This is a genomic window from Streptomyces niveiscabiei (genome assembly GCF_001419795.1).
Taxonomy (GTDB): Bacteria; Actinomycetota; Actinomycetes; order Streptomycetales; family Streptomycetaceae; genus Streptomyces; species Streptomyces niveiscabiei.
The window spans coordinates 1-7,900 of the sequence record NZ_LIRL01000135.1 but is presented as its reverse complement, the minus strand read 5'-3'; the positions used below and the strand labels follow the sequence as shown (position 1 = coordinate 7,900).

The 7,900-nt window shown below is 72.7% G+C and carries 8 protein-coding genes; 2 read left to right on the top strand and 6 right to left on the bottom strand.

Annotated elements, in window-relative coordinates:
• The first annotated feature begins 179 nt into the window (after positions 1-179).
• A complete protein-coding gene (locus tag AOK24_RS07395) occupies positions 180-530 on the top strand; it encodes a hypothetical protein (protein ID WP_055719243.1) in 351 nt (116 codons plus the stop codon).
• A 3-nt stretch (positions 531-533) separates the two neighbouring features.
• Here AOK24_RS07395 and AOK24_RS07390 read toward each other — a convergent pair whose 3' ends face one another.
• Genes AOK24_RS07390 through AOK24_RS07380 form a run of 3 tightly spaced genes read right to left on the bottom strand, consistent with a single transcriptional unit; the run spans position 534 to position 2,865 of the window.
• Positions 534-1,562, bottom strand: a complete 1,029-nt coding sequence (locus tag AOK24_RS07390) for a threonine aldolase family protein (RefSeq protein WP_055719242.1) — start codon at positions 1,560-1,562, stop codon at positions 534-536.
• Positions 1,559-2,197: a TetR/AcrR family transcriptional regulator gene (locus tag AOK24_RS07385; RefSeq protein WP_055719241.1), complete on the bottom strand. Its 639-nt coding sequence runs from the start codon at positions 2,195-2,197 to the stop codon at positions 1,559-1,561. Before AOK24_RS07385 ends, AOK24_RS07390 begins: the two co-directional genes overlap by 4 nt.
• A 59-nt stretch (positions 2,198-2,256) precedes the next feature.
• Complete coding sequence (locus AOK24_RS07380; protein WP_055719240.1) at positions 2,257-2,865, bottom strand: TetR/AcrR family transcriptional regulator; 609 nt, start codon at positions 2,863-2,865, stop codon at positions 2,257-2,259.
• A gap of 128 nt (positions 2,866-2,993) precedes the next feature.
• Here AOK24_RS07380 and AOK24_RS07375 point away from each other — a divergent pair, with 128 nt between their 5' ends.
• A complete protein-coding gene (locus tag AOK24_RS07375; protein ID WP_055719239.1) occupies positions 2,994-3,599 on the top strand; it encodes a TetR/AcrR family transcriptional regulator in 606 nt (201 codons plus the stop codon).
• A 68-nt stretch (positions 3,600-3,667) separates the two neighbouring features.
• Here AOK24_RS07375 and AOK24_RS07370 read toward each other — a convergent pair whose 3' ends face one another.
• The 3 genes from AOK24_RS07370 to AOK24_RS07360 form a co-directional block, all read right to left on the bottom strand.
• A complete protein-coding gene (locus tag AOK24_RS07370) occupies positions 3,668-4,336 on the bottom strand; it encodes a type 1 glutamine amidotransferase domain-containing protein (protein WP_055719238.1) in 669 nt (222 codons plus the stop codon).
• 73 nt (positions 4,337-4,409) lie between these two features.
• On the bottom strand, positions 4,410-6,023 hold the full coding sequence (locus tag AOK24_RS07365; RefSeq protein ID WP_055719237.1) for an ABC transporter substrate-binding protein: 1,614 nt from the start codon (positions 6,021-6,023) through the stop codon (positions 4,410-4,412).
• A gap of 1 nt (position 6,024) precedes the next feature.
• A partial coding sequence (locus AOK24_RS07360; protein ID WP_055719236.1) for a hypothetical protein occupies positions 6,025-7,900 on the bottom strand: 1,876 nt, incomplete at its 5' end.

The following is a 7,900-nucleotide window of genomic DNA, read 5'->3' as shown; positions in this document are numbered from 1 at the left end:
GACGGGGAAGCTGCTGCTGCGGGTCGCCGGACAGCGGCACGCCAGGTCCGCACGCGCCGGGCCGCGCGCCTCAACTCCTGGCGGTGACGGCACGTTTCGAAGAAGATCGAAGCTTTTCTCCGGGCGGGTCGGCCCATGTCACAGTGCATCGCGAAACGACCACCGTCACCGGAGGAACGATGAAGAACCTCACCAAGGCGCTGACCCTGACCGCCGCCACCGCCGCCTGCCTCGCGCTCGCGACCGGTCCGGCCTCCGCCGCCGCCATGGTCACCACCTATGAGGCCGTCAACGTCCGTGACCAACCCGACTCCCACAGCCACAAGGAGGACGTGTACCCCGCCAACTTCACGGTCCTCGGCCTGTGCTGGCAGTGGGGCGAGTCGATCACCGACAACGGCTACACCAATGACGTCTGGGTCAGCACCGGCAGAAAGGGAGACCGCTACTCGTTCTGGATCAGCGCCGTCTACCTCAAGGGCGACAAGTACGCGAACATGGTCTGGGAGGACAACTGCGGCAACCGCTGACCGTCAGGCCGCGTGCCGGGTCGCCGCGCCGATCAGCGCGTCGACCTCCGCCTCCGTCGTCGCGAAGGACGGGACGAGGCGTACGACGCCCTGTCCCCAGCGGTCGTGGTAGAAGACGAACCCGTCCGCGAGGAGTCCGTCGATGACCTGCTGGGGGAAGCGGACGAAGAGGATGTTCGCGTCGGCCGCGCCGAGGACTTCGACGCCGGGGATCGCCTTGAGGCCGTCCTGGAGGCGGGCGGCCATCGCGTTGGCGTGGGCCGCGTTGCGCAGCCAGAGGCCGTCGGTGAGGTAGGCGTCCAACTGGGCGGCCTGGAAGCGCATCTTGGCGGTGAGCTGCCCGGCGCGCTTGCCGCGGAAGGCGAGTTCGGCGGTGCGGGAGCGGTCGAAGACGACGATCGCGTCGGCCGTCATCGTGCCGTTCTTGGTCGCGCCGAAGGACAGCAGGTCGACCCCGGCCTTCCAGGTCAGCTCGGCGGGGGTGCACCCGAGGGAGGCGACGGCGCCGGCGAACCGCGCGCCGTCCATGTGCACCCGCAGCCCGGCGTCCTTGGCGATCGCCCCCAGCTCCCGTACCTCGTCGAGGGTGTAGACCGCACCGGACTCGGTGGCCTGCGTGATGCTGACGACGGACGGTTCGACGCTGTGCACGTCACCCGCCTTGTGGCGGACGGCGGCGCGCAGTTCGGCGGGGTCGATCTTGGCGTCGGGGCCGCCGAGGGGCACGAGTTTGGCGCCCGCCGTGTAGAACTCGGGCGCCCCGCACTCGTCGTTGTTGACGTGGCTCTCGCGGTGGCACAGGACGCTGCCCCAGGGCGGGGTGAGCGTGGCGAGGCCGAGCGCGTTGGCGGCGGTGCCGGTGGAGACGAACAGGACGTCGACGTCGCACTCGAAGAGGTCGGCGAGCCGGCGCCGTACGGAGGCGGAGTGGTCGTCGGCGCCGTACGGGAGAGCCGGGCCGGTGGCGGCCCGGGTCATCGCCTCGACTATCTCGGGGGAGGCGGCGGCGGTGTTGTCGCTGCTGAAGATCATGTGCGGGGCTCCTTGGCGGCGTGGATCAGGCGGCGGAGGGCGTCGAGGTAGACGTCGTGGTCGGTGACGGCGGGGACGATCTCGGCCAGGTGGGCGGTGAGGACGGGGAACGCGTCGGGGTCGAGCGCGGCCAGCGCGCGGCGGGTGGTGGCGCGGGCGGCGGCGGGGTCGCGGTGGTCGACGAAGCCGGCGCTGCCGAGGGTGAGGAGGTACAGGGACCGGTACGTCGTGATCGCCTCGGTGGGCGTCATGCCGGTGGCGAGGCTGTCGGCGAGCTGCGGTTCGGTGAGGCGCGCGAGGAGGTTCGGGCCGAGCCAGGGGCGGGTGCCGCGCAGGGCGAGGAGGCCGGGGTGGGCGACGAGGAGCCGGTAGAGGGCGGTGAACCGGGTCTCGGTCACGGTCGCCCAGTCGCCGGTGGCCTCCGGGAGGCGGGCCGCGAGGTGGTCGAGGCACAGGTCGAGGAGTCCGGCGAGGTCGGTGCAGCGGCGCTGGAGGGAGGCGAGCGAGATGTCGAGCCTGGCCGCGAGGGCCCGGAAGGTGAGCGCCTCGGGCCCGCCCTCGTCGACCAGGCGGAGGGCGGTCTCGGCGATACGGGCCGGGGTCGCGCGGTCCAGGGACGGGGAGGTGCGGGGCATGCGGGTCAGCGTACGGTACGGCGTATCGCCAGAACAAGAACACTCCGCCCCGGACGGTCTCAGCCCTCCGTGGACCGCACCCCGTTCAGGAACAGGTCCAGGAACCGGTCCCGCGTCCCCGCCGCGCTCACCCCGCGCTGGTGCGAGATGTGCGAGCTGAAGTTGGTCAGCGCGGCGGCGAAGGACTCGGCGGCGACGGAGCGGTCGAGCCCCGGCCGCAGCTCACCGCGCCGCTCGGCGTCGTAGAGCACGTCCTCCATGACCGCGAGCGGCTGGTCCACGCAGTCGCGCAGGAAGGTGGCGTACAGCTCGGGGAAGTCGGGGAACTCGAAGGAGCACCGGTAGACGATGAGCCACTGGGGGCTCTCCAGGGCCTCGGCCATCGTGTCGTACAGGATGCCGAGGTCCTGTACGAGGCTGCCGGTGCGGGGCGGGTGGACGCAGCCGGAGAGGCTGCTGAGCGCCGCGAGGACCAGGTCGTCGCGCTCCGGCCAGCGGGAGTAGAGCGTGCGCTTGGCGACCTTCGCGCGGGCGGCCACGGAGTTGGTGCGGAAGCCCGCGACGCCGGTCTCGGCGAGTTCGTCGACGGCCGCTTGGAGGATGCGTTCGTCGGCGCCGGGGTCACGGGGTCGGCCCGGTCTCGCGGCGGGCGGTGACGTGGTCGGCATGCGGGTCCCTTCCGGCGGTGCTCGGGTCCAGTCTTACAGGTGGCATGTTTCACGACCGAAACGGTTTCGTATTTATCATTGTCCGCGATAGCGTGGAGGCCGGGACACCAAGTGAGGGGACGGTGGCCATGACCGGACACCCGACGACCGCAGCGCCACGCTCACGCCGCAGCCGCATCGGCCCGGAGCGCGAGGCCGAGTTGTACGACGCCGTCCTGGACCTCCTGCGCGAGGTCGGGTACGAGGGGCTCACGATGGAGGCGGTCGCCACCCGCACCCGGTGCAGCAAGGCGACCCTCTACCGCCAGTGGGCGGGCAAGCCGGAGCTGGTCGCGAAGGCGCTGCGCCACCAGAAGCCGGTCGCGCTGGCCGACATCGACACCGGCTCCCTGCGCGGCGACTTCATGACCCTGATCGACCGCATCGACGACCACCGCATGGCCGAGGACACCGCGCTGATCCGGGGCCTGGCCTACGCGGTGCACACGCACCCGGAACTCCTGGCGGCGCTGCGCCGCCTGCTGATCGACCCCGAGGTGTCCGGCCTCGACACACTGCTCGCCCGAGCGGTCGAGCGCGGAGAGGTCCCCCCGGACACCCCCGCGCTCGACTACGTCGCGCACCTGATGGTCGGCGCGCTGGTCACCCGCCCCCTGATCGAGGGAACCCCGGCGGACGCGGACTTCCTGCGCCGGTACGTCGACTCGGCGCTGTTCCCCGCACTGGGACTGTGAAACCGGCGCGGGGCCCCGGCACCCGGCGCGAGGCCCCGGCACCGGCGCGGGGCCCCAGCCTCGTGGACTCAGCCGAGCTTCTCGTTGAGCAGCGCGGCGAGCGGCGCGGAGGACGCCGGGTTCTGCCCGGTGAGGACGTTGCGGTCGGTCACGGTGTACGGCGCCCAGGGCGCCCCGGACTCGACCCGCAGCCCCGCCTCGGTGAGCCGGTCCACCAGCAGCCACTTCGCCTTCTCGGCGAACCCGCCGATGCGCTCCTCCTCGTTGGTGAAGGCGGCGACCCGGTACCCGGCGAACGCGTTCGTGCCGTCGTCCTGCACGGCCGCGAGCAGCGCCGCCGGACCGTGGCAGACGACGGCGACGGGCATTCCGGAGCCGACCGCGCGGGTGAGCAGCGCACCCGAGTCGGTGTCGACGGCGAGGTCCTCCATCGGACCGTGCCCGCCGGGGACGTACACGGCGTCGTAGTCCTCCAGCGTCACGTCGGTGAGGGCGATGGGCTCGCGCAGGCCGGTCGCCTTCTCCAGGGCGGCCTTGATCTCGTCGGAGTCGAGGCTGTTGGCGTCGACCGGGGAGATCGCGCCGCCGGGGGTGGCGACGGTGATCTCGTGGCCGGCGGCCTGGAACGCCTCGTAGGGGACGACCGCTTCCTCGGCCCAGAAGCCGGTGGGGTGGGTCGTGCCGTCGGCCAGGGTCCAGTGGTCGGCGGCGGTCATCAGGAACAGGATCTTCGCCATGGTGTGCTCCTCGGTGCGGGGGATGTACCGACGAGACTAGTTGCAATCACCACCGATGTACCAATGGAGCCGCTCATCCGCGCGCGTTGCGGCACATGTCCTCCGTCAGCGGGCGTCCGGTCGGCCAGGCGATCGCCTGGAACGCCAGGGTCCCCTTCCCGGCCTTCCCGGCGGCCGGCGGGACGAGCCGGACGACGGCGACCGCCTTGTCGTACGGCGTCCCGTCGCTCTTCAGGCAGATCCAGCCGCTCGCGCCCTCCACCTTGGACTGGCCGCGCAGCCGCCGCCAGGTCTCCTTGATGTCGGCGAGCGCCGGGACCGTGCCCTTCTCGTCGACGCGGTCGGCGATGCCGGTGACGGCGGTGGTGGCCGCGTCGAACATGGTGATCGTGCGGCCGTCGGTGAGGTCGACGGTCCCGATCCGCGTCTGCCCGCCGATGAGGCCGGTGAGTTTCGCGAGGTCGTCGGGGGAGCCGCCGGTCGCGGGGCGGCCCTTGGTGCCGGCCTTCCACGCGTCGGGGTGGGTGATGGTCGCGTACTCGACGGTCAGGCCCGCGCCCCGGGTGAAGGCGCCCCAGTCGAGGTTCGGGTCGAGGGTGATCGTCGAGGCGCCGGAGACGGTGACGACGCGGATCGGGCGTTCGCGGCAGCCCCGGTCGCCGAGGGCCCTGATGAGGTTGGCGAGGGCGGGGGGCCGGCCGGCGAAGTAGACGGTGGTGGCCTTCGAGTCACAGACGTTGCCGACCATCTGCCGGAAGTCGCGGTAGAGCACCTTCTCCGCGTCGTACGTCTCGGGGCCGCCCGCCGCGCCCTTGGTGACCTCCTGGAACGCGTCGCGCAGGGACCGGGAGTACAGGTCGTCGCTGTTCTCGTCCTGGATCAGGAAGGTCCGGGACCGGTCGCCGCCGAGGTAGTGGCTGAGGGCCTGGGCCTGGTCGCGGTTGGAGGGGACGACCTTGACGAGGCCGGGGTAGCGGTCGGCGCCGTCGTTCGCGAGGTCGGTCGCGGTGATCGGGCCGCCGACCACGGGGATGCCCTTGTCCCTGGTCAAGTAGCCGATGGTGTCGGCGTTCTGACGGACACTCAGGTTGAAGCCGAAGACGACCCGCAGCCGGTCGTCCGTACGGGTCATCTCCCCCAGCCAGTCGGCGACTTGTCTGCCGTGGTCCATGGCGCGCCCGGGGTTTGCGAGGACGAGGCGGATGCCGATGTCGGAGTCGTCGACCTTGTTGGCCCGGTACTGGGCGAGGTAGGCGCCCTGCACCTCGCGCAGGATCTGGTCCCGGTCGGCCCTGCTGTCGGCGGCCGGGGTCATGGGGATCATCAACGCGACGGTGGCGTACGGTTTCTGACCGTCCGTCACCTCGTCGTTGAGGTCCTTGATGGCCTTCGACACCTGGTCCAGCTCGGCGATGTAGACGTGGCCGCCGTCGCTGACGCCGACGCACTGCCCGTCCTCCTTCACGAGCCGCTGGTTGCCGCTCTGGCAGTAGTCGGGGAGCCCCACGGCCCACACGGCCACGGCGACCGCGCCGAACCCGAGCAGCGCGCACGCCCCGAGGAGGACGCCGCGCACGACGGGCACGAAGTGGGCCCGCAGCACCAGCCAGACGCCGGCGCCGAGGGCGAGGAGGAGGACGATCGGCCCGCCGATCAGTACCGGCGTCGGCCAGAACTCGGGTGCCACGTCAGTGTTCCCTTCTGGCGGTGGGCAGTTCGGGGACGCGCCGCCCCTGGGCGAGCAGGACGGGCCAGCGGCGGGCGGCGTCGGCGGTGGCGAGTTCCTGGTCCTCGTAGGCCACGTCGAAGCCGTTGAGCAGTTGCCTCAGCCGGTTGTCGGGGCTCTCCGGGTCGTCCGTGTAGAGGGAGGAGAGCGTCGAGACCCCCCACAGCAGGTCCAGGAGGCGGCCGATCGCGCGGTGGCGGTCGTCGTGGCGCGGTCGCTCGGGGTGGGAGCCGCACGCCGTGCAGAGCGCGGCCGGCTGCGGGCGCCCGCCGCCGTACCCGTCGGGCGGGTGCGGGGCCGCGCACACGGTCTGCACGGTGGCCAGCCAGCCGAGCCGGCCGGTGTCACCGAACGCCGTGTGCAGTCCGGCGACGGCCTCCTCGCGGCGGCCGAGGGCCAGGGTGTGGTGCAGGTGGGGCGCGCTGCCGGGCTCGTACCGGTCGCGGGCGGCGGTGTGCAGCGCGGTCCAGCGGGCGGCGCCCGCCTCGGTGCGCAGGTGGTGCAGGAGGAGTTCGCGCAGGGTGCGGTCGCCGATCGCCGGGTGCGCGGCGTCCGGCCAGGCCGCGCGGTACCAGTGGTCCTCCTTGAGGAGGTCGCGGACGCGGTGGTACTGGTCGGGGTCGTGCCCCGGCAGGTGCGGTACGTCCTCCGGGCGCAGCGCCACCGCCCACAGCAGGAGGGCGTCGATCAGGTCGCGGTCGGGGACGAGGTAGCGCAGCAGCGCGGCGGTGACGGTGCCGTCCTGGTCGGTGCCCGCCGGGGGCAGGCTCAGCAGGGCGGGGCCCAGCTCCTGGGGTCCGGCGCGCAGGAGCGTGGCGCGGCGTCCGGTGCGCAGGCTCTCGCGGGCGGCCTCGATCAGCGGGTGCGCGCAGCCGGCCCGGCCGGCGCCGATCTGCTCGACGAGGTTGGGCAGTCCGCGCGGGCAGGGGGTGCCCAGGGCGGTGGCGATGCTGTCGGCGCCGAGGGCCGGCGCCTGGAGCCACACCTGCCAGGCGTCGCGGGCGTCGCTGCGGGGGCTGTGCCAGATGAGGGTGCCGAACTGCGGGACGCTCAGCGGGTGGGGGTGCTTGGGGCCGGCCGGCCGGGGCCGGGCGGCGAGCCGGGTGGCGACGATCACCGGGCGGGTAACCTGCTCGCCCCGCGCGTTCTCGGGGCCCGCCGCTCTCGCGTAGGCGGTCAGCAGGAGGTCCAGGAGACGGCTGCCGGTGGGGGTGTGCGTGTTGTCGAGGAGGATCAGCGGCAGGGGTCTCACCCGCCAGTGTCTTCGCCGGTAGTGGGCGTCGATGTCGGCGAGGAAGGCGGCGCTGAGGCGGCTCTCCAGGTCGCGGCGGGCCTGCGCGGGGACCTGGAGGCGCAGGCTCAGGAACACCCAGTCGAGGAGTTTCCTGATGCCGGAGCCCGGGATGGCGAGGAGTTCCTCGTCCCACCACTTCAGGGCCGCCTGGTCGAGCTTGGCGCCGCCGCGCTCCCCCGCCTGCCCGATGATCCGCTGGAGGAGTTCCTCGACCGGGCCGAGTCCCGGCGCGAACGACGTGACCAGGGGGATCGCCGCCGACACCCACGCGGCCAGCGTGTCCCACATGGGGCGTTCGCCGGCCAGGGCCTCCTCCAGGGCGCGCAGCCGGTGTTCGAGGCGCTGGAGGTCCGCGAGCGCGGGGCCGTCCGGGTGGCCGGTGTGCTCGGTGTCGAGGGGTTCATACAGGGTGGTGGCCGCCATCAGGCCGTAGGTGAAGCGGGGGAAGTCGACGCGGCCGAACTTCGGTACGTCCACGTTGAGTTCGCGCACCAGCCAGCCGAGCGCCGCGAGCGGGCGGGAGGTCAGGGGGCTGGCCTGGTCG